General features: G+C 48.6%; 22 protein-coding genes. 5 read left to right on the top strand and 17 right to left on the bottom strand.

Annotation, left to right across the window (positions count from 1 at the left end; translation table 11 throughout):
* Nucleotides 1-4: 4 nt before the first annotated feature.
* The 13 genes from AAHB90_RS28685 to AAHB90_RS28625 form a co-directional block, all read right to left on the bottom strand.
* Nucleotides 5-574 carry a YceI family protein gene (locus AAHB90_RS28685; RefSeq protein ID WP_342088723.1) on the bottom strand — a complete coding sequence of 190 codons (570 nt, stop codon included), beginning with the start codon at nt 572-574 and terminating at the stop codon, nt 5-7.
* Complete coding sequence (locus AAHB90_RS28680; RefSeq protein ID WP_342088722.1) at nt 558-1,478, bottom strand: DUF5777 family beta-barrel protein; 921 nt, start codon at nt 1,476-1,478, stop codon at nt 558-560. Before AAHB90_RS28680 ends, AAHB90_RS28685 begins: the two co-directional genes overlap by 17 nt.
* 3 nt (nt 1,479-1,481) lie before the next feature.
* Nucleotides 1,482-1,922, bottom strand: coding sequence for a Rieske 2Fe-2S domain-containing protein (locus tag AAHB90_RS28675; protein WP_342088721.1), 441 nt, complete (start codon nt 1,920-1,922; stop codon nt 1,482-1,484).
* Between the two features lie 83 nt (nt 1,923-2,005).
* On the bottom strand, nt 2,006-3,400 hold the full coding sequence (locus AAHB90_RS28670) for a sensor histidine kinase (protein WP_342088720.1): 1,395 nt from the start codon (nt 3,398-3,400) through the stop codon (nt 2,006-2,008).
* A complete protein-coding gene (locus AAHB90_RS28665; RefSeq protein ID WP_342088719.1) occupies nt 3,397-4,077 on the bottom strand; it encodes a response regulator transcription factor in 681 nt (226 codons plus the stop codon). The genes AAHB90_RS28670 and AAHB90_RS28665 overlap by 4 nt, the downstream gene beginning before the upstream one ends.
* 156 nt (nt 4,078-4,233) lie before the next feature.
* Nucleotides 4,234-4,920: a hypothetical protein gene (locus AAHB90_RS28660; protein ID WP_342088718.1), complete on the bottom strand. Its 687-nt coding sequence runs from the start codon at nt 4,918-4,920 to the stop codon at nt 4,234-4,236.
* A gap of 252 nt (nt 4,921-5,172) precedes the next feature.
* Nucleotides 5,173-6,294 (bottom strand): sensor histidine kinase, encoded by a 1,122-nt coding sequence (locus AAHB90_RS28655; protein ID WP_342088717.1) that lies wholly within the window; start codon nt 6,292-6,294, stop codon nt 5,173-5,175.
* A 274-nt stretch (nt 6,295-6,568) separates the two neighbouring features.
* Entirely contained in the window at nt 6,569-7,378 is an 810-nt protein-coding gene (locus AAHB90_RS28650; protein WP_342088716.1) for a sulfite exporter TauE/SafE family protein, read from the bottom strand.
* A gap of 151 nt (nt 7,379-7,529) precedes the next feature.
* Nucleotides 7,530-7,976: a DUF6691 family protein gene (locus tag AAHB90_RS28645; RefSeq protein WP_342088780.1), complete on the bottom strand. Its 447-nt coding sequence runs from the start codon at nt 7,974-7,976 to the stop codon at nt 7,530-7,532.
* 169 nt (nt 7,977-8,145) lie between these two features.
* A complete protein-coding gene (locus tag AAHB90_RS28640) occupies nt 8,146-8,709 on the bottom strand; it encodes a YeeE/YedE family protein (protein WP_342088715.1) in 564 nt (187 codons plus the stop codon).
* A 77-nt stretch (nt 8,710-8,786) separates the two neighbouring features.
* Complete coding sequence (locus AAHB90_RS28635; RefSeq protein WP_342088714.1) at nt 8,787-10,208, bottom strand: MBL fold metallo-hydrolase; 1,422 nt, start codon at nt 10,206-10,208, stop codon at nt 8,787-8,789.
* Between the two features lie 80 nt (nt 10,209-10,288).
* Nucleotides 10,289-10,951: a Crp/Fnr family transcriptional regulator gene (locus AAHB90_RS28630; RefSeq protein ID WP_342088713.1), complete on the bottom strand. Its 663-nt coding sequence runs from the start codon at nt 10,949-10,951 to the stop codon at nt 10,289-10,291.
* A gap of 388 nt (nt 10,952-11,339) precedes the next feature.
* Complete coding sequence (locus tag AAHB90_RS28625; protein ID WP_342088712.1) at nt 11,340-12,227, bottom strand: PhzF family phenazine biosynthesis protein; 888 nt, start codon at nt 12,225-12,227, stop codon at nt 11,340-11,342.
* A 203-nt stretch (nt 12,228-12,430) separates the two neighbouring features.
* On the opposite strand from AAHB90_RS28625, the gene AAHB90_RS28620 reads away from it, so the two are divergent.
* On the top strand, nt 12,431-14,170 hold the full coding sequence (locus AAHB90_RS28620; protein ID WP_342088710.1) for a serine hydrolase domain-containing protein: 1,740 nt from the start codon (nt 12,431-12,433) through the stop codon (nt 14,168-14,170).
* Nucleotides 14,171-14,222: 52 nt separating this feature from the next.
* Here AAHB90_RS28620 and AAHB90_RS28615 read toward each other — a convergent pair whose 3' ends face one another.
* The 4 genes from AAHB90_RS28615 to AAHB90_RS28600 all read right to left on the bottom strand — a co-directional run bounded on the left by AAHB90_RS28615 (nt 14,223) and on the right by AAHB90_RS28600 (nt 17,865).
* On the bottom strand, nt 14,223-15,221 hold the full coding sequence (locus tag AAHB90_RS28615; protein WP_342088709.1) for an alpha/beta hydrolase: 999 nt from the start codon (nt 15,219-15,221) through the stop codon (nt 14,223-14,225).
* A 33-nt stretch (nt 15,222-15,254) separates the two neighbouring features.
* Nucleotides 15,255-16,133 (bottom strand): AraC family transcriptional regulator, encoded by an 879-nt coding sequence (locus tag AAHB90_RS28610; protein ID WP_342088708.1) that lies wholly within the window; start codon nt 16,131-16,133, stop codon nt 15,255-15,257.
* A 78-nt stretch (nt 16,134-16,211) separates the two neighbouring features.
* Nucleotides 16,212-16,970: an SDR family NAD(P)-dependent oxidoreductase gene (locus tag AAHB90_RS28605; protein WP_342088707.1), complete on the bottom strand. Its 759-nt coding sequence runs from the start codon at nt 16,968-16,970 to the stop codon at nt 16,212-16,214.
* A 7-nt stretch (nt 16,971-16,977) separates the two neighbouring features.
* The gene (locus tag AAHB90_RS28600) at nt 16,978-17,865 is read right to left on the bottom strand and encodes a helix-turn-helix domain-containing protein (protein ID WP_342088706.1); all 888 of its coding nucleotides are present in this window, start codon (nt 17,863-17,865) and stop codon (nt 16,978-16,980) included.
* A 240-nt stretch (nt 17,866-18,105) separates the two neighbouring features.
* On the opposite strand from AAHB90_RS28600, the gene AAHB90_RS28595 reads away from it, so the two are divergent.
* From AAHB90_RS28595 to AAHB90_RS28580, 4 genes are all read left to right on the top strand, one after another.
* Nucleotides 18,106-18,711: a TetR/AcrR family transcriptional regulator gene (locus AAHB90_RS28595; protein WP_342088705.1), complete on the top strand. Its 606-nt coding sequence runs from the start codon at nt 18,106-18,108 to the stop codon at nt 18,709-18,711.
* Between the two features lie 129 nt (nt 18,712-18,840).
* Entirely contained in the window at nt 18,841-20,211 is a 1,371-nt protein-coding gene (locus AAHB90_RS28590) for a TolC family protein (RefSeq protein ID WP_342088704.1), read from the top strand.
* 21 nt (nt 20,212-20,232) lie between these two features.
* The gene (locus AAHB90_RS28585) at nt 20,233-21,276 is read left to right on the top strand and encodes an efflux RND transporter periplasmic adaptor subunit (RefSeq protein ID WP_342088703.1); all 1,044 of its coding nucleotides are present in this window, start codon (nt 20,233-20,235) and stop codon (nt 21,274-21,276) included.
* A 10-nt stretch (nt 21,277-21,286) separates the two neighbouring features.
* The gene (locus tag AAHB90_RS28580; RefSeq protein WP_342088701.1) at nt 21,287-24,361 is read left to right on the top strand and encodes an efflux RND transporter permease subunit; all 3,075 of its coding nucleotides are present in this window, start codon (nt 21,287-21,289) and stop codon (nt 24,359-24,361) included.
* Nucleotides 24,362-24,527: the final 166 nt, after the last annotated feature.

Raw genomic sequence — 24,527 nt, 5'->3', positions numbered from 1 at the left:
ATATCTATGCGCTTTTTTTCAATGTGAGAACAAACTTGTTTTTGACTGAAATGGACTCGGCGATTTTGGTGATCACCAGGCTAGGGACCTGTATGTTGTGATCAGAGAGCTTTACCTCGAATTCGCAGTTTAGCGTGCATTGCCCATGATCTATGATGAGCTCTCCTTTCAATGTCCGCTTTTGCTTGACGCCGTGCAGATCCAGTATGCCTTCTGCGGTCACTGTGTAAATGCCGTCTTTGTTGTAATCGATATGTTCAGTTAGTTTTCCGGTGAAGCTGGCAGCCGGATACTTTTCTGTCTCCATGTAGTTCTCATTGTAATGCTCTTGCATGAGCTTGTTTGGAAAATGGAATGCCCGATGTTGCATCCGCACGGCGATTTCTCCGTTGGCGCTGTTCAGCAGTACCGCCACCTGCCTATTTACAGCCGAGATATTTTCCAGGGGTGTTTCCGAGAAAAAACTGGTCTGTCCGGCTTTGGTCATGTAGATCTGCCCGTTGGCGCAGATTGCCAGCAATTGACTGGCCATCAGCAGCAATGTCAATCTGAAAAGCTTAGTATCCGTTGCCATTGCTACGTTTTTTGTTTTTATCGAAACTGAACGTTCTTGCCACATTGAATCCATAGAAGATGTCGCCATTTCCCCACTTGCCGGTAGTCTGGCCCAGGAACTGCTTTTCGATCATGCCACGGGAGTTGGTCAGATGAAGCTGGAAAACGTGCCCGCCGGTTTCAATGTCAAAACCTACCGAAAGCGTATTGGTGTATTGCGGGTCGCGTTGCGTAGTGCCGCAGATGGTCCTTGGCGTGTACCAGTACTCGGCATTGAACGAGGTCCTTTTGGTAAGCTTGTAACGGCCGCCAATGCCCAGTGCATAGACATTGTTGGCATCCAGTGGCTTTTCCGCCAGATTGCGGTGCATCACCGTCGGGGTGAGCTGCAAGGACAGGTTCTCATTGAACTTTCGAGCGATCAGCGCCTGGAATGTGTAGGTCTGCCGCTGAGTGATGGTGTAAAACGGAAGGTCGGGCGTGGATGTACTTGCATTGTGTGCGTCGCTTGCAAAAAGGGTAACCGATACGGGCATGTTGCGCAGGCCGCCTGACTGGCGAAGCAAACGATATTTGATGAAAAGGTCGATCGTCTTTTGATAGCTGCTGCGACCCAAACCCACCATCAGGCGGTCGGTAAGGCCGTATTCGAGCGCCAGGCGTATTTGCGATTCGTCAAGGCCAAAAAAGTTGCCGGCCCCGGAATTGATTGCCCCGAACCGGTGTGAGATAATAAAATCCATATTGTTCTTGCCAACGGTTTCGATCGAGTGACCGTTGATAATACGGGTGCCTTTGAAAGTTGCCGAGGCGTATTGTACGGTAGAATCGTCGGCCTGTTCGAGCTCTTTCATCAGGTCGGTCTGGGCAAAGGCTGTAAAAGCCAGCAGGTAAAACAGTAAACTGAATGTTGTTTTGCGCATGGCTCAGGCAGTTATGGTCAGGATCTGGTCGGTGAGGCTGGTCGTGTAGACGGCTATACCTTTTCTGCCTTCGCTATTAAGGCCCTTGCCGGCGTTGTCGTATTTGGCCCCGTGAGCAGTGCAATAGAAATGGTCGGTCTGATAGATCACCTCGTTTCTGCCCTCGTGGCTGCATGTACGGGTTGCGGCTATGTAGGCGCCGGTATTGCTTCGGGCGATGACGACGCCATCTTTAACCACGTACCCGCCATTGGATTTCAGGGCCGCATAAGACGGATCGTTCAAATCCAGGCTCATATTGGTAGGAGCGGGGTTAACACGGTCGTTGGTGCAGGATTGCAGGTGGCTGCCAAAATAGAAGGCGGCAAGCGCGGCCCCGCCGAATCCCAGTTGGCGCAGAAATGCATGACGGCTCAGATTCTCGGCTTTTGCGGTGGAGTTCATAGATATTGCGAAGGATTAACTCTGATTATATGATGTTTAATCAAAGGTATCCCTGCCTTTCTTAAGGCATTCTCAAGAGATTCTTAAGATTCACTTAAGATCGGAAATGAAAGGCTCACCTGTGTGCCTTTCCCAAGCTCGCTATTGATTTTAAAACCGACGCCCAGCATTTCGCACATCCGGTTGACGATGGACAGGCCGAGTCCGCTTCCTTTCACTTCGGGATGGGATAAGGGGGCCGAACGGTAGAATGCATCTCGTATCCGCCCAACGTCTTTTGCATCGATTCCAATCCCCTCATCAGTTACCGTATAATTGGTTCTTTGCCCGGAGGTAGCGATGCTGATAGCAATGCCGGCCGGGCCTGATGAATACTTGACGGCATTAGAAATAATGTTGTCCAGCATGATGTCGGCCATGTACGGATCACTATATACGACATGTGTGCCATCTGTGTTCAAATCGATAGAGAGATTCTTATCGAGGATCTGCTGCTGGTGCCGCACCAGAATGTTACCTGTAAGTTCAGATAGGTCAACGGCTCCCATGGTCATGGCTTTTTGCTGGCTCTCAAAGCGCGCCAGCAACAGCAGCTGGTCAACCAGGTGATTGATGCGGTCCATTTCTTGGATGCAAAACGAGATTTTCTCGACATATTCGTTGGCCGACCGCGGTTTGCGGATCAACACTTCCAGAGTGCCTTTAATGACTGCCAACGGTGTCCTGAGCTCATGGGAAGCGTCAGAAGTGAACCGCTTTTCCCGCTCGATGGCGTGCTCTACGCGGGTCATTAGTTCGTTCAGGGTGGTGACAAGCAAATGCAGCTCATCTCTGACGGCGGGCACCGGAATGCGGCTGCCCATGTTGCCGTTGGATACCTTGCTAGCCGTTTCGATCACCGTTAATACCGGTTGAATGCTCCGGCCGGCCAGATAGCGCGTAAAAATAAAGAGAATTGCCAGTACGGCCGGAAAGGTGATCAAAAGCACCACTTTAAGATTAAGAAGAACCCGTTCCGACTCATCGATAGGCATTGCGACAACGATATAGCCGGACGGCCGGCCATTTTCTTTGATCACCTGCTGTACCTGTTCAATGGCTTGTCCATGCAGAGTAGTTTTGAAAACGGCGTGATCTGCCAATGAGAAATGGAGCTTTAACGAATCGTTTTTCAGGTTGGGTGATTTGTCGATTACCTTACCGGAAAGACTGGTTAATGCAACGAATACCGGATTAATTTCCAGTTCGCTATGCTCGCGCTCGAGCCATTCGGCTTTGTCGGCAAAATAGGGTTGGCCGCCCTGGACGCCCACTTCATAGAAGTGCTTTTCCAGCTCGTAGGTAAGATCTTTTTCCAGACGGTTGAAAACAGTAGCACTGACGATATAATAGATCAACAGGAAAATCACAGCCACCAATAGCGCCGTACCAAGCGTAAAATTAAGGGCGATGCGATTTTGGTAGGAGGCTGCCATCATTGCAATGTTTCTAATTCCTTTGCAATGTAGCCCACGCCACGGACGGTCTGGATGTAGTCTTCCTCCCTTGTTAAGCCCAATTTTTTGCGCAGTGAATTGATATATACATCAATAACTCCCGTGTTGTATTCGAAATGAATATCCCAGACGCTCTCGATGATCCGGGTCCTTCGGCACACTTTTCCTTTATTGCGCAACAAAAATTCCAGCAGGCCAAATTCTTTCTGGGTCAGCTTGATCTGCTGTGATCCCTTGAAGACCTGGTGGGATTGAGTATCGACCACGATGGGTCCCAACCGAAATTCGAGTTGTTCACCCGATTTTGGCCTTAATTGCACTTTAATGCGCTCCAACAGCTCTTCGAAGCTAAATGGTTTTTTAATGTAATCGTTAGCCCCCGCCTGTAAGCCGAACACCGTATCTTGTACGGTGTCACGGGCGGTCAAAAATATGATGGGCGTCTTAACGGCTGCCTTCCGGATGTCACGGCAAACTTCGACTCCGCTTTTTCCTGGTAGCATCCAATCCAGCAAAATGATGTCATATGCCTCAGTGAGCGCCATTTTAAGGCCATTCAGGCCAGTTGTGGCTGTATCAACCGAGTAGGATTCTTCTTCTAGTCCCTGTCGGAGAAAGTTTAAGATGCCGGGCTCGTCTTCGATAATCAGGATTCGCATGATATTTGTCGTGACATTAAAATCACTGCATACGAAGTAAACAAGAAGCGGTGAAATAATTATCCGCCTGACTCTTAAGATATTCTTAAAATCTCACAGGCGGCGTTGATCAGGCTGTGTTAAGCGGGGTGAGTTGCGCGGATGCCACGGAATATATTATTCGACAAAAGCCGGCTCCACTATCAGGTGACCTTCCGCCAGATCCAGAATGTTTTGGTAATTGTGAGGCGCCGCTGCCAGTGTGTTTGCCGCCTGCATGTTGTAGACCAGGTAAGCTACCACACCAGATGGATTGGTGTAAACGGCCTTGCCACCTGGCTGCCCGAAATCCTCCTTTACCCGGTAGGAGGCATCTTTCGCCATCACAAAAGTCTGGCCGACCGGAATTGAGATCAGCGTTGACAGCGGTGGAAAAAGTGGCGGGAACCTGTTGGCCGATATGGCAGCATCCAGATCCGAGACCACTGCGCTGACGTGCGGTATCACATACTGGTCACTACTGGAAACAGAAGGGCTGGATATTCGTTTTATATATAATTTAACCTTATAAGTAACATCGGCATAACCGCTTACCGGGCGGATGTTGACAAAAGCCGCGCTAACCGGTAAGGTGATTTTTCGGTTTTCGGGTGTGGCCGTTGCAATTACCTCTCCCAGGTATCCCCTGGTAAATTCGGCTTTCACGATCTGAAACTCGCAGAGGTAATAGCGTGGCGAGCCGTCCACCCGAGCGCAGCCGGTATCAGGCGGGTCGATCTGATGATCGGTGCAGGACAAGACAGCCGCTGCCAGTATTACCGCGGAGCAAGCTGTCATTAGCAGAAAGGGTTGTAGCTTTTTCATTTTTTCTTCGGGTTAGGATTAACTTTCTACGATGGGTTTGCGCTAGCGTAATTAAAGGCGCTACGGTTCTTGATAATCGGGTTAGGTAATGACTCTGGCAAAGTTACTACGCCGATCAGGCTGATTTTATGACTGGGATTAACCCGCCATATGACCCCGGTCATTCCGGGTAGGGTGCTGCAAGCAGTGACGACTTTCTTGTTGAGGTCTATGAGGCAGACTTGGGGGTTTAACAGCGAGTACCGGCAGACTTTACAGGTCGGTCGGCTTGCTGGGGAATACGATGCTAAAAGTTGAGCCGTCGTTCACACGACTCTCCACATGAATTCGGCCACCGAGAGATTCTATCTGGGTTTTGGTAATAAAAAGGCCCAGGCCCTTCGCGTCAGAATTTCCGTGGAAGGTGTTATTCATTCTAAACAGGCGGTGCCCATCGCGATCTAAATCCATGCCGAGCCCATTGTCTTTGACGCTCAGATACACTTCATCCTGCTCTGCAAATGCGCTTATCTCAATGAGTGGGAGACGGTCGGCACGCCGGTATTTTAATGCGTTGGTTAACAGATTTAACACGATACTTTCAAAGTAGGCCGGGTTAGTAACCAGTCTGAGGTCTGGATCGACAGCCACGCTGACCTGAGCCTTACAAGACCGGATCTGCATAGCAATGCTACTGATCGCATTTTCAACTGTTTTAAGCAAGTCGACCTGCTCTAAGTTTCGTTTTCCAAGGTTTGGGACTGCGACCAGTTCAGTCAGGTTAGCTACCGTATCCGAAAATGCTTTTGAGAGTCCCTGAAGGTATTTGAATATCTCGTCTTTTTCTTCCTGATCACCTGCTAGCTGAAAGAAGTCAAGTAAGGAGGCCAGATTACCGGAGTAGGATCTTAAATTGTGCGTGACGATGTTGGCAAAGTTAACCAGTTGTTCATTCTGAGCATAAATCAGCTCTGTCGATTGCATTAATCTGTATTCAACTTGTTTCTGAACGCTTATGTCAGCAACATGCACAAAAAAACCTCTGGTTTCTCCTTCCACGATGTCTGGAAAATAATTGGCCAGTGAATGCCGAATTGTACCATCAGGGAGCGGGATGTCGCGCTCGAAGGTCTGAGGGCTTCCTGCCAGCACTGCGGTTATATAGGGGAGGTTTTTATCATAGAGCGGTCCAAGCAGTTCGGGTAGAGTGATCTTATCAATCATTTCATCGCTTGTTTTGCCAAACCATTCCAGATAGGAGGAGTTCGCAAACCGGCAGATAAGGTCACTATCCCAGTAGGCAATCATCGCGCTAACTCGATCAGTAACCCTTCGGGCAAGATGCGAAGTGTTGTCCAAATGATGCTCGGCGACTGTCATAGATTCGTTCTGCAAACTTGTTTTTTGATCGTCTCCGGCATATTTGCCGGCGCACTCGCGCAGCTGGATTCATCGCTGACTTTCAAAGCAAGTGGAAAATATCACAGAAAAATATGACAAAAGTCTGTTTTAGGGGTGGCTGAAATCAATTTTGTAAAATAAAACGGAATGTAATTAATGACGACAGTATATATACGTCCTCACTTGGATTTGAGCTTTCCATGTCTTCACATTTGCTATTACGGAACGTCCCGTACGGTAGTGAAGCTAGCACCATCCATGGTACCGGTTACGATTTGAAGAAAATTTCTTTTGAAATGATATAGATACCCATCACAAGCACAAACCAGCCAAAGGACTTTTTGAGCTTTTCACCGGATATGAATCTGGAAAGAAAGGATCCAAGAAAGATGCCTGAAATGGATAGCGACGTAAACTCGATCAGGAAAGTCCAGTCAATGGTTGTATTTGAGAATCCACTCGCAAAACCAATCAGTGAGTTAGCGGCAATGACCAGTAGTGAGGTCCCAACTGCCATCTTCATGGGCAGTTTTGCTAATAATACCAGTGCCGGGATGATCAAAAATCCGCCTCCCGCGCCTACAACACCGGTGAGCATACCCACCGCCCCTCCTTCGAGTGCGATCAGCGGATAGTTGAATTTGGGCCGGCGGCTCACTTCTTGCGGCCCGGATTTGTCTTCTTTGATCATCGAATAAGAGGCAGCCAGCATCACCAGAGCGAAAAAGAGCATGATCGCGACATTTTTTGTTACTTCAAAGCCGCCCAGTATGAACAGCGAATCCGGTACCATCGGAACGAAATATTTTCGTGTCAAAAATACGGCAACAAAGGATGGAATGGCGAACATAAGCGCTGCTTTGTAGTTAACAAGCCCTTTGCGCATAAAGTTGAAGGAGCCTGCCAGTGAAGTCGTACCTACGACAAAAAGGGAATATGCCGTTGAAAGCACAGGATTAATGCCCATCACATATACGAGCACGGGCAATGTAAGTATACTGCCCCCGCCGCCGATTAGCCCCAGGCTTATCCCGATTAATATGGAGGCCGAAAATCCCAAAACTTCTGTGGAGTTCATGTTTTGATGAGATTATTGAATTAATTACCCTGTTGTCGGTTCGAAGAAATCGGCAATAGCGCTTTCGGAGGGCACGGCGAGGTCTGCCAGTTTTAAAGCACACCAATGTAAGATCATGAAGTGCACAGTGACAATCTCATGGTTTTTGATCTCAGTGGGGTAACTGCTGTCGGAAACGTCCGTATACCCAAGTCCCCGCGATGGCGCTCAGCAAGGTCACGGTTACGACCGTAGCTCCCAGGCCAATCTGTGCGAATAAAGGGCCCGGGCAAGCGCCGGTAAGTCCCCAGCCCAATCCAAATATGAGCCCGCCGTAAACTTGTCCCTTGTTGAATTTTTTATCGGAGAAAGTGATTTCCTCTCCATGTATGGTATTGATTTTTAGGGCCTTGATAATCCATACTGAGAGCATGCCTACGAGCACTGCGCTGCCTATAATCCCATACATGTGGAAAGACTGAAGGCGGAACATTTCCTGTATCCTGAACCAACTGATTACTTCGGCTTTAACAAATACAATACCGAACAATACACCTGTAACCAGATATTTTAAGTTGTAATACCATCTATGGTCCTGTTGGCTTTCATTGATGCACATCGCATCAGTCGCGCGGATCTCATGTTCTTTCTCTCTGCTTATTTCAGATGTGAAGTTGCTCATCTATTACAGCATTAGTTTTTTTAAATTCGAAAGCATACTTTCCCCACCACTAATGTCGATGATGGGGTCATTTTTTTTGAGGTGTCTCAATGTGTCATCCATGGTGTTACAAGCTGAGTATAAAGGGTAAAATCCAGTTGGCCATCACAAATCCTCCAATCATAAAAAAGATGGTAGCGACCAGAGAAGGCCATTGTAATGTGGAGAGCCCCATGATGGCGTGCCCGCTCGTGCACCCACCTGCGTAACGTGCCCCAAATCCTACCAGAAACCCTCCGCCGACCATCATGATCAGGCCGGAAACAGTAAGCAGCTTTTCCCAACTCACAATGTCCAGGGGTACCATTGCCGAAAAGTCCGTTATACCGTAGGCCGCCAGTTCTCTTGCCAGGTTTTCATTTACTTTGATGGGAGCAGGGTTGGGCAGAAAGTGGGATGCGACCATCCCTCCCAGAAAAATTCCCAGCACAAATACCAGGTTCCAGGTTTCTTTTTTCCATTCATATTGGAAAAATGGAATTCTGGCCGGCAGGCACGCCGCGCAGGCATGCCGCAATGAAGAAGATATCCCAAACGACTTGTTGCCAAGAATGAGCAGGGCGGGCACGGTGAGCCCGATAAGCGGCCCTGTGATGTACCAGGGCCACGGCTGTTTGATTACTTCCAGCATGTAAGCGCTTATATTTAGATTTTCTGTTTGAGACTCCCCAGGGCTCCGCCGTGGGAGACGTCCACCCCGTCAGGTGTTTATAACATGGTACTCGGGCACACGTAGTTGCTTACCGGAACAAGCCCCGATTCTTTAATGGCTTTAAAGCCTCCCTGAACGTCAATCAGCTTATCGTATCCTCTTGATCTGAGAATGGAATTGAAAATCATCGAACGGTACCCTCCCGCGCAGTGTACCAGGTAGGTTTTATCTTTGCTGATCTCTGCTAGGTGGTCGTTTAAATAATCCAGCGGCATATTTTCGGAGCCGATCACGTGCTCGGAAAAGTGCTCACTTGCCTTGCGCACATCAAGCACCGACAGGGAAGGGTCCTTTTTGAGAAGCCCTGCCATCTCGATGGCCGTTACCGATTCTATGTGGTCTGTTTCCTTCCCGGCCTTTTTCCAGGCCTGAAAACCGCCCTTCAGGTAGCCGATGGTGTAATCATAGCCGACCCTTGCCAGTCTGGTGACGACCTCTTCTTCTCTGCCCTGGTCGGCAATCACCAATATTTTCTGTTTGATATCGGGAATCATGGCGCCAACCCAGGGGGCAAAACTTCCGTCAATCCCGATATTGATCGAATTGGGGATGAACCCGCGGGCAAAAATCCGGGCATCGCGGGTATCAAGCATTACCGCATCGGTTTCATTGGCGGCGGCTTCAAAGGCGTCGGGGTCGAGTGCGGCATTTCCGCGTTCAAGCACTGTATCGATACTTTCGTACCCCTTGATATTCATCATCACGTTTTCGGGGAAGTATGCGGGGGGCGGCATTAATCCATCGGTTACTTCTTTTACAAATTCCTCTTCCGTCATATCCGCGCGTAGCGCATAATTGAACCGCTTCTGATTGCCCAGTGTATCGGTGGTCTCCTTGCTCATATTTTTACCACAGGCACTGCCAGCACCGTGGGCCGGATATACAATGATATCATCGGAAAGTGGCATGATCTTGTTGCGCAGCGAATGGAACAAATGCCGGGCTAATTTATCCTGGGTAAGGTCTGCCACGACCTTTTGCGCCAGATCGGGACGGCCGACATCTCCGATAAATAGTGTATCGCCCGTAAAAATGCCTGTTTGTTTTCCACTTTCATCGGCCAGCAGAAAGCAGGTACTCTCCATCGTATGCCCTGGCGTATGCAGTACTGTGATCGTAGCATTACCTACTTTCAAAACTTCACCGTCTTGTGCAACATGAGCGGGAAATCCCGGCTTGGCAGTGGGTCCAAATACGATTTGGGCTCCTGTTTTTTCGGCCAAATCAATGTGACCAGAGACAAAATCAGCGTGGAAGTGCGTTTCGAGCACGTACTTGATTTTTGCTCCGTCTTTTTCAGCCCGGTTGATATAGGGTTCCACCTCGCGAAGCGGGTCGATAACCACTGCTTCGCCGTTACTCTCAATGTAATAGGCGCCCTGGGCCAGGCAGCCGGTATAGATTTGTTCGATTCGCATAGCCTTCCTTGTTTTTATTCTTCTTAATGAACAATACAAAGTTCGGAAGGGGAGGCGAGCCCGTCAGTGATATTTGTCACTCAGGGAAATTTTCTCAGAACTTTGATCGTGTTTCTGCCTAAGCGGACCATTCCCCTCTGTTCCATCTTTTTTAAAAGCCGTGAGATAACCTCCCTGGATGAATTCAGATCACTGGCTATTTGCTGGTGGGTGATGGGTATTTCATCATTTTGCAGCAGTTTTTGCTGGTTTTTCAGATAAAATTCCAGCCTCTCGTCCATGCTCCTGAAAGCAATGCCGTCGACGACCTGCAAAAGTTCTTCAAACCGTGAGCGGTAAGTTTCCAGCACGAAATAGTACCAGCTTTTGTAGCTTGTCATCAATTCGTCCATCAGCGCTATCGGGATGAGGATAGCCCTTGCGGGCTCCACCGCCCTGGCCGAGATCTGGCTTTGTTCTTTTTTTGTCGCGCAGATCATCGAAAGTGCGCATGCATCGCCAGGGCCCAGCTGGTAAATAAAGAACTCGTTGCCGTCCTGGCCTTCCCGGTATAGCTTCACACCGCCTTCCACAATCAGCATGGTGGATTTGAAATACTGACCTGGCCGCATCAATTGCTCCTCACTCTCAAAGTCCCGCAGGATGCTGTTTTCAGCGAGTTTCCTGATCAGCTCCGGCTCGAATTGACTGAAATAGGTTTCCAGATATTGTCTTATCGCGGCTTGCTCTGTATGCATGTTCATTTTATGACGTGATTGGAAATCACGCAAATTTACAAAATCACTATGGCCGGTCTGTGACCAGAGTCACATTGCGATGAGAGCATTGACACTGCCTTCGAAAGAACTAGCTACACTTTTTTTGGGTCTTCGGCTTTCGGGAAGGTTTTGGAATATCGTTACCCATTTTGTCGTAATCTATTACCATTCTTATGGTTAAGGTGTCATTAACAATTTGACCAGAGCCGTCGTATGAGACATTTTGAGCATTGGCCAAGACGCGAGAAGATTTAATTATGTCAGCCCTGTGGAATTAAGTTTCCGTTTAATGGGGATGGACACCGGTATAAGGAGAGGATATCATGATCGCCTGAAGGGAATACCTGATCGTTTCGGCGGTCATCCCACGGCATCAAATATGGATTTTTCCTTCCATGACAATAACAGCGGATCCGCTTATCCATATGCCCTCATCCCCGGCATTAAAATGTATGACCGACGGTCGCCCCATTTCTGCTCCTTGCAGCAGTCGATAATCGGTTTCAGGCTTTACATAGCCTTTTTGTAAAAGATAACCCGCCAGTGGTCCGGCAGCGCTGCCAGTAGCCGGGTCCTCATCGATACCGATTCCCGGATTGAAAAAACGGGCCTGAGCCAGGTATTGTGGGTCATTTTTCACAATGGTAAAGCAGTAAAATCCCTCGAAACCGTATTGTTCGGCGATCTTGATCAGGAGCTTTTTTTCCACTACGGCAGCACCAAGCGCAGCAATATCTTTCAATGGCACCATTAAATGTGTGGCCTCTGTCGAAACCACGGCTGGAGACAGGTCTTCTGATAATACCTGCTGCGTCTTCAATGAAAGCGCCCGGGCAACATCTTCGTTGGAAACTTTTGCTAAAATGCGGGCTGTATTCTGGCGCATACCAATTATCGGAGCACCGGGTATGGATTGATCGACCGAAAGGCCGATGATATCATCCTTCATGATCACAAACTTTCCTCCCTGCTGTCCGGCGAAAATATCCCATCCGATGAGAATTGCAGCAGCCACCGCGCCCAGCAGGTTGTGCCCCGCACCACCGACCTCGAATCCGGTAGGTGTAAATGAACGGACTTTTAAAGCCTTTTCTTCCGGGGAATAGTAAATGAAGGAGGTTTCCGAATAGCCAAACTCACGGGCGATGTCCGCGTAGCTTTTAATATCCAGGTCTGAGCCCGTTAGCACAACTGCCAATGGATTACCCTTATATCGGACGCCGGAAAATACGTCGAGCACATAGTAGGAATAGCTTCTCATATGTGCAATTTAAATATTCCAACGAAAGTACGCCAGTGTTCCTAAGCAAAAGACAGTTTCACCTCTTAGGAGCGAAAATCCATAAAAGCAGCATTTACATTTCATTAACCTTCTTTTACAGGTCATTAACAGACGACAGGATAGAAACTTTTAGCTTTGCGGCTGAAATTCTTGAAAACCAAACCATTCCGACCAAACTATCCATGAAAAACCAACGCCTGTTTCTGATTCTTTCCTTTCTATTAGGTCTATTTAACGCTCAGGCGGATGATCTGGACGATTTTATCCGGAGCCAAATGCAGAAGCGGCGTATTCCCGGTTTGTCCCTGGCTATCATTCAGGATGGAAAAATTGTGAAGGCTCAGTCCTATGGATTTATTGATAAGGATGGAAAGGTGCCTGTCACGACAAACACCTTGTTTCAGGCAGGTTCGGTGAGTAAATCGGTTGCTGCCATGGGCGCTCTGTATCTGGTTGAACATAACAAACTTTCTCTGGATGAGAATGTGAACGAAAAACTTAAAAGCTGGAAAGTCCCTGATAATGAATTTACAAACGATAAAAAGGTTACACTGCGCGGGATACTCAGTCATACCACCGGTCTTACCGTGCACGGATTTCCGGGATACGCTGTGGGCACAAAGCTCCCTTCGGTCGTTCAGATTCTGGATGGGACAGCCCCGGCCAATACACCACCGGTTCGGGTAGACTTTGTTCCGGGCTCCCGTTGGAGGTATTCAGGTGGCGGTTATACCGTCATGCAACAACTGATGGTGGATGTGACCGGCGCTGGTTTTCCGGAATTCATGAAAAACAATGTGCTTTCACCGCTGGGCATGAAAAATAGTACCTACCAACAACCTTTAACTCCGGAACTGGCAAAATTGACGGCAACCGGTCACTATAACAATCGAAAGTTAGTGGAAGGTCGCTGGCACATTTATCCTGAGATGGCAGCAGCGGGCTTGTGGACTACGCCGTCCGATCTGGCCCGGTTCGCGATTAGCATTCAGAATGCTTATGCCGGAAAATCAGGAAGTGTATTATCCCAGTCCATGACCCGCCAAATGCTGACAGACCAGAAAAACAGGGATGGACTTGGTGTTTTTTTGCAGGGTGACAGTACTACGCTCCGCTTCGGTCACAATGGGCGCGACGAGGGTTTTGATGCGTTACTGACTGCTAGTGCGGACAAAGGACAAGGCATTGTGATCATGATCAATGCGAACGATAACTCGCATATGATGGGCAGGATTGTTGATTTTATCGCTGACTATTACCACTGGGATGGATTTCCTGCAAAGAAAAAACCGGCCGCGGTGGATGTGGATTCCAAAAGTTTAATGGCTTTCGAAGGACGATATGAGTTATTTAACAATCGAATTGTCACTTTTGATGCTGATAATCAACGACTTTTTACCATTGAAGATGGTTTTGTCGATGAAGAATTTGTGCCCGTCGCTAACAATAAGTTTACATCAACTGACCGGAATGTTTCAGTGATCTTCAATCCCGACGCAAATGGAAATGTGACTGGCTTCACACTTCAAGACGATGATCAAAGGTATGAGCGAAAAGTGCCACGTATCGGGCCGCTTGCCGGTGTCCATCAAACCAATGCCGATCCAGATCCGTCACGCACACCCAAAATCATGGCGGCTTTGCAGGCCATGGTAAAAGGTGGTAAAGTACTAGAAGAAGCATCAGGCCTCACTTTGGGAGCTAAACGCGATTTTGCAGGTGGAATGCGGGAGCCGGAAACTTTGAAATCATTGACTTTTATTCATTCTGAAAACGTCGCAGGCCGGGGAATTCAACGCCATGGTAGCGACGTGAGCGAAATCGTAACTTACCAATTGAAGTCCAATCAGCCGGACACCTATATACTCGTCCATCTGACCTCCGACGGCCTGGTTACGGATTGTGATCTCGTTGAAAGATAATCGCTGTTTGCTAGCGGTGGCAATAAGGTAAAAAAATTGCCTCCGGGCAGGCTTACCTGTTCAATACTGTTCGCATGGCTGTCAGCAGCAATTTGTCTGCGAGCTTTTGCTCATCAGAGTCGGGTGGCAGGCCGAGCAGGCAATGAATTTGTCCTGAAAAGCAGTGATCCCAAACTCGCACACGGGCATTCTGCAGTCGCCTGGCATATTGCTGACCTTCATCCCGAAGTGGGTCGAATTCGGCGGTGAGCACCAGTGCTGGAGGTAAATTGCTTAGATCCTGACGGTTGATGGGCCCGACTTCCGGGTTTTCAAGACTTACCTGCGGTGCGTAGGCCTGCATGGTGTATTCGCAGAATGCTTTATTGAGGAAGTACCCGGAGGCAAATCGCTGATAGGATGCATATCGGCTATTGTTGCGAGCATTATCGGTGGATGGGCAATTGAGCACTTGTAACTTGATGCGGTTCTGGATACCGTCCAGCTTCGCTTTCTGGCAAACGACCGCTGCCAGGTTTCCCCCCGCGCTCAGGCCTTCAACGATGATTCGCGAAGTGTCGCCACCAAATGTTAGTCCATGCGTGCTTATCCAGCGAAAAGCATGGTAAGCATCATCAACTGCGGCGGGGTAGGGATGCTCCGGCGCGATCCGGTAGTCTACTGCGACCACGATCGCGGCGAAGGCTTTTGCCTGCCGCCAGCATTCATATTGCATGAAAGGCAAAAACGGGGTTACAAATCCGCCTGGGTGGTAATATATGATGATGGGCAAGCCGTTGGTGTGGGATGGATTATAGATTTGGATACCAACGCTGTCAGTGGTTACTTTCATCGTTTGCCGGTCACCGGCAGGAAACGGCAGGGATGGAACCCTTACGTCGCGGATCTGTTCGACGGACATATTCGGAGACGCCGGCAGGTCGCGAAGCACTGTTTTAAGCGCGGTGGAAACGCGCGGGTCGAGCTTACCCGTATCGCATGGCTGAGCCTGAACGTAGTAATAGCCGAAAGCCATCACCAGTATAGAGATAGAAGTGACCAATGTTTTCATTGTTGCCTGTTTTTAATGTAAAAATCAGGCACTTTAAATGATTGCAGGTGGTAAAAACGCGACAATGTTGCTGCTTATTGAGGAGTCTTGCAAACCGAAGCTGCGTTCGGGCGCGCCTTTTTCTTCTGTGTAATATTCTGCAGGCGTCACACCGGCCAGGTCTTTAAAGTCTCTGGCAAGGTGCTGGTAGTCGTGATAGTTGCACAGTAAGGCGATACTGAGCCAATCAAGATCAGGACGATTGTATTTGAGGGCAAATGCTTTTGTCATGCGGGCTATTCTGGCGAACAGCTTAGGGCTGATCCCCATTCGCTGCTTAAACAGCCGCTCGAACTGCCTCGCGCTGAAACAGCTTGATTCGGCCATCTCAATAACAGACGTGTTCTCCGGTTTCAATAGCAAATGCCGGGTCATTAAATCAACCGCATGCTGATCCTTTTTTAGGTTGCGAGCAAGGCCAAGCAAGAGATTTTCTACAATATCAATCATTTCCTGGGGCGATGCGGCATCTCCCAACCTTTCATTAACCCGAACCATTATTTTAGGCAGAACCGCTTCGGCATCGATAAAAGTGTTCGTTAGTTCCGTCAACGGTACCCCTAGCATCCGATAAAGGACGCCCGGATGAAAATTGACAATTAATACACAAAATTCTGGACCCATCAGGTGGCGGTTGGTCCGCTCTGTATGTTGCCCTATGATCACAGAGCGAGGGCGTGGTACAATCTGTCCGTTCGCAAGATATTCAACTTGCTCACTGCCGCGAGGGAAAAAAGCCAGGGTTTGCTCCGGTCGGGGCGCGTAGGGCTTGTAGGGTAAGGTAGTGCCATTGGGGGCCACGAAATACCGGAGCTGGTAACACTGTACGAAGCAGCGTAATTGCGGGTCGGGCGTGAATTCCTGGCAGATCATGCTGGACTGGGCTTAAAGACGACTTACTGGCTCGACTAGCAAAGTACGAAAAAGGTAAAGAAGTCGCCAGTGACAATCCTACTTCATCCCCGGACTTATTTTTCCCATGATGTTGACTGCCGCTGCCCGGCTCAGCAACCTGAACCCAAACAGCATCATTCGGTTCTTCCAGCCCGACAATACTCTTGGCTTGCTGCGGCTTTCGAGGGCTGCTACCAGGTCCCGGGCAACGTCCGGAACGTTCGAGAGAACAAATTCGGGATACGAGGAAGTTTTTCCGCCGGCATTGGAATGGAAATCCGATCTCGTCGCGCCGGGATTGAAGCTGAGAATGTAGATGTTCCTGTTTTTAAATTCATACCACAAAGATTCCGAAAAGTTAGCCACGAAGCTTTTGGTTGCCGCATATACTGATGCGCCTGGAAAAGACGAATGTCCCAGCAGGGAGGCTAGATTCACCAGCGCGTCGCCGGATTTCGCATTTTTCAAAAACGCATAGGACAAGGTAACGAGCGTGTCCATATTCAGGCGCATACTGGCCAGCTGCTCGTCCAGCGGCATTTGAATGAACTGTCCGTACATGCCCACGCCTGCATTGTTGATGAGCACGTCATATGAACTGGCTTCAATGTGCGCAGCCAGTTCCTGCACATCCTCCTGTTTGGTCAGGTCACTTACATGAATGGAATGACCGGTACCGGCAAGACTGCTTTTGGCCTTGTTGAGCGCGTCTTCACGCCGTGCAACCAGCGTGATCTGGTAATTTTTAGCTGCCAAAAGTTTAGCGACTTCCAGTCCGATGCCACCGCTGGCACCGGTTATCAATACTTTTTTCATGATTCAATTAGTTCAAATGTTGGTGTTTATAATGGGTAGGCGACAAGCCGGTTTCTTTTTTAAATAGCCGCGAGAAATAGGACATGTTCTCAAAACCGAGCGAGTAGGCGATCTCGGAGACCGATTTGTCACCTGCTATGAGTCGGTTTTTGGCCTCGCCGATCAACGCAATGTGGATCAGGTCCTGAGCTGTTTTGCCGGTTTCTATTTTTAAAAGGTCAGTCAGATAGCGGCGGGATAAATTTAGCTGGCTAGCCAGGTCTGCCACACTGGGCAGCCCGTGTTCCATGGAACCGTCCCGGAAATAATTTTGAAGGATTCTGTTGAATTCGGTTACGGTCTTGCCTGATAACGGTTTGCGGTTAATAAACTGCCGCTTATAGAACCGCTCGGCATAGGTAAGCAGCGAATTGATCCCGGCCAGAATGATCTCGCGGCTGAACTCGTCCTCGGTATTATTGTATTCCTGCTCAATAGAAGCGAAAATGTTCCAGATGATTTTTTCCTCCTTGGGTGCCAGGTGCAGCGCTTCATTGGTTTCATATTCAAAAAACGAATACTTCCCTATCTGTTGGTGCAGCGGGTGCGCATGGAGCAGATCTTCGTGGAAGAACAGGATGTAGCCGTCTTCCTCGAATTCCACGTGTTTCAATTCAATAATTTGCCTGGGTTTGGCAAACATCATTGAGCCGGTCTGGTGGTCGAACCGGGTGCGCCCGTAAAGCATGTGCCCCGCCCTGATTTTCTTAAACCCTGTTTTATAAAAGTCGGTGGTAAATGCTTCATGATGGATCACCGTCCGGTCTGTGACGCGTATCAGCCCGATCAATGGATGTTCAGGGGGTGCAACACCTGTGGCCACGGCCAGTTCGTGAAGGGATTTGAAATGTTGCATAGCATTGCTTTCTACCGGTGAAATAATGACGACCAGCTAAAATGCTTGATCGTTAACTTGTTACAAAAGTACGCAGCTTGAACAGCAGCCTTTTAACACGAAAGTCGGATTGTCTGACACGAAAAAACAATACATAAGTTCGGAATCCTTCACCGATTTTGAACACTGTTCAAAATATTTCTTAAAAAGTTTTTTTTATTGAACAGTGTTTAATAGGTTTGCATATCAAATGAAATTGATATGTCGATCGCAAAGAGAAAAGAGCTTGAAAAGATAGAAATGCACAAGCGGATCCTGGACGGTGCCCGTAAGATATTTCTTGAAAAAGGCTATGAGCAGACCTCCATACGCAATATTGCCAGCGAAATCAGTTACAGTCCTGGCTCGATTTATTTCTATTTCAAAGACAAGAACGAGATTTTTCACGAGTTGCATAAGGAAGGATTCCGGTTGCTACTCAAACAGATGAAGGCCGCAGATGTAATTGAAGATCCCTATGAGCGGTACAAAGAACTGGGCCTGGTCTTCATACGGTTTGCGCAGCACCATACGGACTATTACAACCTGATGTTCCTGGTCAGTGAAACGGGGAAAGCGCGGGGCGAGGGATTTGAAACTGCCAAGGAAGCGATCGAACATCTGTCGGGTGTGATCCAGCAGTGCCAGGATCAGGGCCGGTTCCAGGGATTGGACAATAAGTATCTGACATTTATGACGATGTCGTCCGTTCATGGAATTTGCTCGTTGTATTGCAAAGACCGGATGTCTGGTTTTTTTCAAAAATCAGGTGAAGAATTGATGCTTCATGGCTATGAGACTTTCCTCGGCATGATCGATAAGAGTTAAGGTTACTCTTTTTCTTTTCAATAATAAACTATACGGTCATTCTCAACGAATGCCTCAGGTGCCCTGCATGCTGAGCGTACCACCTTATATTTTTTTGTATTTTATTGAACATTGTTTAAAATTATTACAGTGGCTAAACTATCGAACAAATCACGCACCTGGAAGGCGGCGCTATCACTTCCGGTGCTTACCATGCTGGCCTGTCCGTCGAGCGGGCAGGACCGGTTGCAAGCGTACATTGCGGAAGGGCTTGCTTCCAACCAGAGCATTAAGCAGCAAAATTTTCTGCTGGAAAGAAATGTACTGGCTTTGGCAGAGGCTAAAACCATGTTCCTGCCCAGCGTCTCTTTCTCGACAACCTACACCAAAGCGAGCGGTGGCCGGACGATCGATTTTCCGACGGGAGATCTGTTGAATGGCGTCTACTCCACGCTCAACCAGATCACGGGGGCCGGCGCTTTTCCGACGCTGCAAAACGAAAGTATTCAGCTGTTTCCCAATAACTTCTACGATGCCAAATTCCGGACGACCATGCCGCTGATCAATGCGGAACTGGTCTACAACAAACGGGTCAAAGCGCAGCAGGTCGATTTGCAGAAAGCGGAGGTGCTGATCTATAAACGTGAGCTGGTTAAAGAAATCAAAACAGCCTATTACCAATATGCAAAAGCGATCAATGCGGTGAAAATCTATGAATCCTCGCTCGGGTTGGTGCAGGAAGGGAGGCGGATCAACCAGGTTTTGTTTGACAATGAAAAGCTAAACCGCACGGGCGTCATCCGCAGCACCAATGAAGTTGCCAGGATCAATGCCTCGCTGATCTCGGCCCGGCAAACGAAGGAATCGGCCCGGAATTATTTCAACTTTTTGCTTAACCGCCCGCTTACCGACAGTGTCGAAATTGATTCGATCGGCAAATTGCCTGAGCTGGATTTGCTCCTGACCAGTGATGTAGCTGGCCGGGAGGAACTTGCCAAACTGACCACAGCGCAGGACATCAACACCAATCTAACTAGTTTGGCCAAATCCTACATCATTCCGAAAGTAGGAACGTTTATAGACCTGGGTTCGCAGAGTTTTGACTGGAAATTCAATAATAAAAGCCGCTACTATTTCTGGGGCGTGTCGCTGGACTGGGACCTTTTCGCCTTTGGAAAAAACAATTACAGGGTAAAAAAAGCTGTCGCCGAACAGAAAAGCATCGCAGCGCAAACCGACTATGTTTCACATCAATTACTGACAGAGTTGAAAGTGCGCCAGAATCAGATGCAAAGCGCTGTTGCCCAGTACCAATCCGCCCAATCTCAGCTTAAAACAGCCCAGACCTATTATAACGACCAGCTCAAACTTTACCGGGAAGGGGTAGCCATTTACATTGAGCTGCTCGACGCGCAAAATCAACTCATCAATGCCCGCCTGGATGCGAATATCGCCTTGTTCGACACCTGGATCACCCAAGCCTCGATCGAACGTGCCAATGCCAGTTTTACATTTCAATAACTTAAATCAACTTATTATTATATGAAAACGATTCCATTCATTTTTTGGACAGCTATACTATTGACCGGTTGCAAGGAGAAACCCAGGGAGAAAGCCCGGCTCGAAGACAACAATGTGATCCCCGTGAAGGTCTTGCCTGTCAGTTCTTTAAATCTATCTGGCAATATCACTGCCACGGGACTTGTGAGTACAGAACATGAAGCCAAATACGGGTTTAAGATAGGCGGTGTGATCAGCCGTGTCCTGGTCGAAGAAGGGCAATCGTTCAGGAAAGGCCAGCTGCTTGCCGTGCTGAATGCAACAGAAATTGCGGCGGGTTTAAGCCAATCCAATCTGAATGTGGAGAAAGCCCAGCGTGATTATGACCGGGCGGTGAACCTTTACCGGGACAGTGTGTATACCGAAGAACAGCTGCAAAACACTAAAACGGTGCTGGATATCGCCAAAAAGGGGGAGGAAACGGTGTCGTTCAATGAGCAATATTCCAAAATCTACGCGGCTTCCGACGGTTTTGTGGCCCGTCGGCTAGCTTCTGAGGGCGAGGTCATAGGGGCTGGCAGCCCGGTCCTGGTGATCAATGAAACTAGAAATGAAAACAGTTACCTGCTGCGGGTGGGGCTTACTGATAAGGAATGGGCGACGGTGTCGGTGGGCCAGAAAGCCACAGTGACCCTGGATGGCTATCCCGACAAACAGATCGGCGCAGTAGTGCTCCGCAAATCCCAGACTTCCGATGCCGCCGCAGCATCTTTTCAGGTAGAGCTGAAATTAAAACTCACCGACATTAAACCTGCCGTGGGGATGTTTGGCAAGGCACAAATTGCCACGGGAAAAGCGCAGGACGTGATCAGCATTCCTTATGATGCTTTGGTTGAGGCGGACGGAAACACCGGATACGCATTCATTATCAAAGGCCCCGGCAAAGTCAGCAAAGTCCCTGTCAATATTTTGAGCTTCGATAACAAAACGGTGTATCTCAAAGACGGGCTCGCCGCATCCGACCAGGTGGTAGTTTCCAACAGCGCGTATCTGAACGAAGCATCTAAGATCAAAGTCATTCAATAATCACAAAGCAATGAAAATCACGAATTTTGCTGTCAAAAATTATCAGTTTACCCTGATCATTTTCCTTCTCGTTGCGGTGGTCGGCCTGCTGACTTTGTTTACTATGCCCCGCTCGGAAGACCCCACGACACATCCGCCACAATACCTGATTACCGTCATCTATCCGGGCACCAGTCCGAAAGACATGGAAGAACAGGTTGTAAAGCCCATTGAGAATAAAATTTACGGACTCGAAAACATTGACAAAATACTGACCACCATCGAAGACGGCGTTGCGGCGATACAGGTCAAATTCAAGTATGGCGTAGATGTAGATAACAAGTACCAGGAGATCTCCACGGAAATCAATGCATTGAAAAACAGCGAGCTTCCCAAAGAAATTTATCAGATCAAGACGGAAAAAATCGCCTCGTCGGATGTGAAGATCATCCAGGTCGCGCTGGTATCCAATACAGCATCGGCCAAGGCATTGCGCGACAATGCGGATGTCCTCAAAACCAGGCTGGAAAAGATCACCAATCTCAGGGAGGTGAAATACGCAGGAATGCCCGAGCAGGAAATCAGGATTGACCTGCAACTGGATAAGCTGGCGCAACTGAAAATACCCCTGAACCTGGTCGTGGGCAGCTTGCAAAGCGAAGCCGCAGACATTCCGGGCGGGAGTATTCATTTGGACAGCAAGGTATTCAACGTCAAAACCAGCGGGAAGTTTCAGAATGCGGAAGATGTTGCAAATACGGTGATCTACAATGCGAACGGAAAAATCGTTTATCTCAAAGATGTGGCGCGGGTAAGCTATAAAGACGGCACGGTCAACCACATTACCCGTATCAACGGACAGCGCTGTGTGCTGGTTACGGCCGCCATGAAAAACGATGTGGATATCAGCCAGGTCAAAAAGGCGTACGAGCCTGAACTGGAAGCTTTTAGTGAAACACTACCTGACAACATTAAAATGGTCAAAAACTTCGACCAGGCGGACATGGTTTCTAAGCGCCTTGGCCACCTTGGCTTTGATTTCGGACTAGCCATCGTGCTGGTGATTGTGACGCTGCTGCCGCTCGGGTTCAGGCCCTCGCTGATCGTAATGATCTCCATTCCCCTTTCTCTGGCGCTCGGCCTGATTGCCATGAATCTGCTGGGTTATTCACTTAATCAGCTCAGCATTGTAGGTCTGGTGGTCGCCCTGGGGCTGTTGGTAGATGACAGTATCGTCGTGGTTGAAAACATCGAAAGGTGGCTGCGGGAAGGGCATTCCCGGCAGGATGCCATTTTGAAAGGGACCAAACAGATCGGTGCCGCGGTAGTCGGCTGTACGGCTACGCTTATCATCGCATTCCTGCCACTGGCATTCTTGCCGGATATGGCCGGCGAATTCATCCGCAGTTTGCCTATGGCCATTATTACCAGTGTTCTGGCTTCGATGATCGTAGCGCTTACGCTGGTACCCTTCATCGGAAGCAAGATCCTGAAAACCCACACGCATGCAGGAGGCAACTTCTTCCTTCGGAAATTACAAGGCTTTTTGACCTACGCTTACCGGGGCATCATGCCCGCGGCCCTGAAATGGCCTAAGGTTACGATAGGCATATCGCTGGCGTTAAGTGTATTTGCTTTTATGCTGTTCCCGCTTGCCGGTTTCAAGCTTTTTCCTACTTCGGAAAAGCCGATGTTCCTGATTAACATCAAAATGCCTTTGCAAGCCAATATACCCGAAAGCGACCGCGCCGCAAGACTCGTGGAAACGGAATTGAAGAAACATGAAGAGATTGTTTATTACACCTCCAATGTGGGCAAGGGCAATCCTCAGATCTATTACAATGTACACCAGCAGGACGTCAAACCGGATTTTGCCCAGATTTTTGTCCAGTTGGAAGAGGAGACATCGCCGGACGCGAAAACAGATTTGATCAAAAGACTCAGAATCAGGTTTAGCGATTTCCCTTATGCCAAAATCGAAGTGAAGGACTTTGACCAGGGCACCCCGATTGAAGCCAATATCGTAGTCAGGGTTTTCGGAGATAATCAGGATACGCTTCGTGCGCTTTCATTTAAAGTCGAAGAAATATTGCGCAAACATCCGGGCACTTTCTTTATCAACAACGAGCTGAATGCTTACAAATCGGATGTGAAAATCAGGATCGATAAAGAAAAGGCGAGGACCCTGGGCGTGATGACCAGCGATATCGACAAGGTGATCCGGATGGCTGTTGCCGGACTGAATGTGGGAGACTACATTGATGACCGGGGCGATGCAAGAAATGTGGTGATTACCATTCCTCGGGATAAATTTTCAAATATGGATGCGATTAAAAACCTTTATGTGAGCAATATACACGGTGCTCCCGTTCAGGTTGATCAGATTGCGACCATCGGTTTTGAGACCTCGCCTACTGCAATCAACCATTTCAACAAATCGCGGTTCGCCAAGGTTACTTCGCTTACCCGGGACAATGTGCTGGCCAATGATATTTTGAAAGCTGTGGTGCCGGAGCTGGACAAACTGAAAATGCCCAAAGGGTATTACTACAAATTATCAGGCGAGGCCGAGTCGGAAGGGGATGCGCTGGGCGGCAATTTCTTGTCGGTCATCATTTTAAGCACATTTTTGTTCATTGGCGTGCTGCTTTTACAATTCAAGACCTTCAAGGGGATTATTATCGTGCTGTCGATCATTCCATTAGGTGTTTTGGGCGGAGTTCTGTTTTTGCTGATGACCGGCAATCCAATGTCTTTGGTATCCATTATCGGTTTTATCGGACTGTCGGGCATACAGGTCAAGAACTCGCTCCTGCTTGTCGACTTCACCAACCAACTCCGGGAAGAGGGGAAAAGTATCGATGAAGCCATCCACATTGCCGGAGAGACCCGCTTCCTGCCTGTTGTCCTCACATCGATTACCGCCATATGTGGTCTGGTTCCCATTGCGATGAACCCGAATCCGCAGATCGCACCCCTGGCTATCGTACTGATCGGAGGGCTGATCAGTTCGACAATCCTGTCCAGGGTGGTGACCCCGGTCATGTACAAGCTGATACCGCCGAGCATTGACCTGGATGAACCTGGCAAGAACGATGCCCGGTAACGAAGGACTTCCATGAGGTAATGAACATTGCCTGGTGGATGAGGTACTAATCAGTATTAATCTCACATCAGATCAATGTTTGATTTACGCAAGAAGCTGTTTCTTTTCTGCTAACCTGGCCTTCTTAGCCCAATATACCTTTGCTATATCAAAAGTTTAACCACTT

This window comes from Dyadobacter sp. OTU695, from assembly GCF_038440355.1.
Taxonomy (GTDB): domain Bacteria; phylum Bacteroidota; class Bacteroidia; order Cytophagales; family Spirosomataceae; genus Dyadobacter.
Note: the sequence above shows the minus strand (reverse complement) of the source record. Positions and strands in the feature narration are given on the sequence as shown.

What these genes read in the sequence shown, in the direction of transcription:
- AAHB90_RS28675 (WP_342088721.1), bottom strand. Translation starts at nt 1,922, where the DNA reads ATGAACTCCACCGCAAAAGCCGAGAATCTGAGCCGTCATGCATTTCTG.
- AAHB90_RS28610 (WP_342088708.1), bottom strand. Translation starts at nt 16,133, where the DNA reads ATGATCTGCCAGGAATTCACGCCCGACCCGCAATTACGCTGCTTCGTA.
- AAHB90_RS28625 (WP_342088712.1), bottom strand. Translation starts at nt 12,227, where the DNA reads ATGAGAAGCTATTCCTACTATGTGCTCGACGTATTTTCCGGCGTCCGA.
- AAHB90_RS28670 (WP_342088720.1), bottom strand. Translation starts at nt 3,400, where the DNA reads ATGATGGCAGCCTCCTACCAAAATCGCATCGCCCTTAATTTTACGCTT.
- AAHB90_RS28620 (WP_342088710.1), top strand. Translation starts at nt 12,431, where the DNA reads ATGAAAAACCAACGCCTGTTTCTGATTCTTTCCTTTCTATTAGGTCTA.
- AAHB90_RS28635 (WP_342088714.1), bottom strand. Translation starts at nt 10,208, where the DNA reads ATGCGAATCGAACAAATCTATACCGGCTGCCTGGCCCAGGGCGCCTAT.
- AAHB90_RS28660 (WP_342088718.1), bottom strand. Translation starts at nt 4,920, where the DNA reads ATGAAAAAGCTACAACCCTTTCTGCTAATGACAGCTTGCTCCGCGGTA.
- AAHB90_RS28685 (WP_342088723.1), bottom strand. Translation starts at nt 574, where the DNA reads ATGGCAACGGATACTAAGCTTTTCAGATTGACATTGCTGCTGATGGCC.
- AAHB90_RS28600 (WP_342088706.1), bottom strand. Translation starts at nt 17,865, where the DNA reads ATGCAACATTTCAAATCCCTTCACGAACTGGCCGTGGCCACAGGTGTT.
- AAHB90_RS28665 (WP_342088719.1), bottom strand. Translation starts at nt 4,077, where the DNA reads ATGCGAATCCTGATTATCGAAGACGAGCCCGGCATCTTAAACTTTCTC.
- AAHB90_RS28615 (WP_342088709.1), bottom strand. Translation starts at nt 15,221, where the DNA reads ATGAAAACATTGGTCACTTCTATCTCTATACTGGTGATGGCTTTCGGC.
- AAHB90_RS28605 (WP_342088707.1), bottom strand. Translation starts at nt 16,970, where the DNA reads ATGAAAAAAGTATTGATAACCGGTGCCAGCGGTGGCATCGGACTGGAA.
- AAHB90_RS28580 (WP_342088701.1), top strand. Translation starts at nt 21,287, where the DNA reads ATGAAAATCACGAATTTTGCTGTCAAAAATTATCAGTTTACCCTGATC.
- AAHB90_RS28650 (WP_342088716.1), bottom strand. Translation starts at nt 7,378, where the DNA reads ATGAACTCCACAGAAGTTTTGGGATTTTCGGCCTCCATATTAATCGGG.
- AAHB90_RS28645 (WP_342088780.1), bottom strand. Translation starts at nt 7,976, where the DNA reads ATGTGCATCAATGAAAGCCAACAGGACCATAGATGGTATTACAACTTA.
- AAHB90_RS28680 (WP_342088722.1), bottom strand. Translation starts at nt 1,478, where the DNA reads ATGCGCAAAACAACATTCAGTTTACTGTTTTACCTGCTGGCTTTTACA.
- AAHB90_RS28630 (WP_342088713.1), bottom strand. Translation starts at nt 10,951, where the DNA reads ATGAACATGCATACAGAGCAAGCCGCGATAAGACAATATCTGGAAACC.
- AAHB90_RS28640 (WP_342088715.1), bottom strand. Translation starts at nt 8,709, where the DNA reads ATGCTGGAAGTAATCAAACAGCCGTGGCCCTGGTACATCACAGGGCCG.
- AAHB90_RS28595 (WP_342088705.1), top strand. Translation starts at nt 18,106, where the DNA reads ATGTCGATCGCAAAGAGAAAAGAGCTTGAAAAGATAGAAATGCACAAG.
- AAHB90_RS28585 (WP_342088703.1), top strand. Translation starts at nt 20,233, where the DNA reads ATGAAAACGATTCCATTCATTTTTTGGACAGCTATACTATTGACCGGT.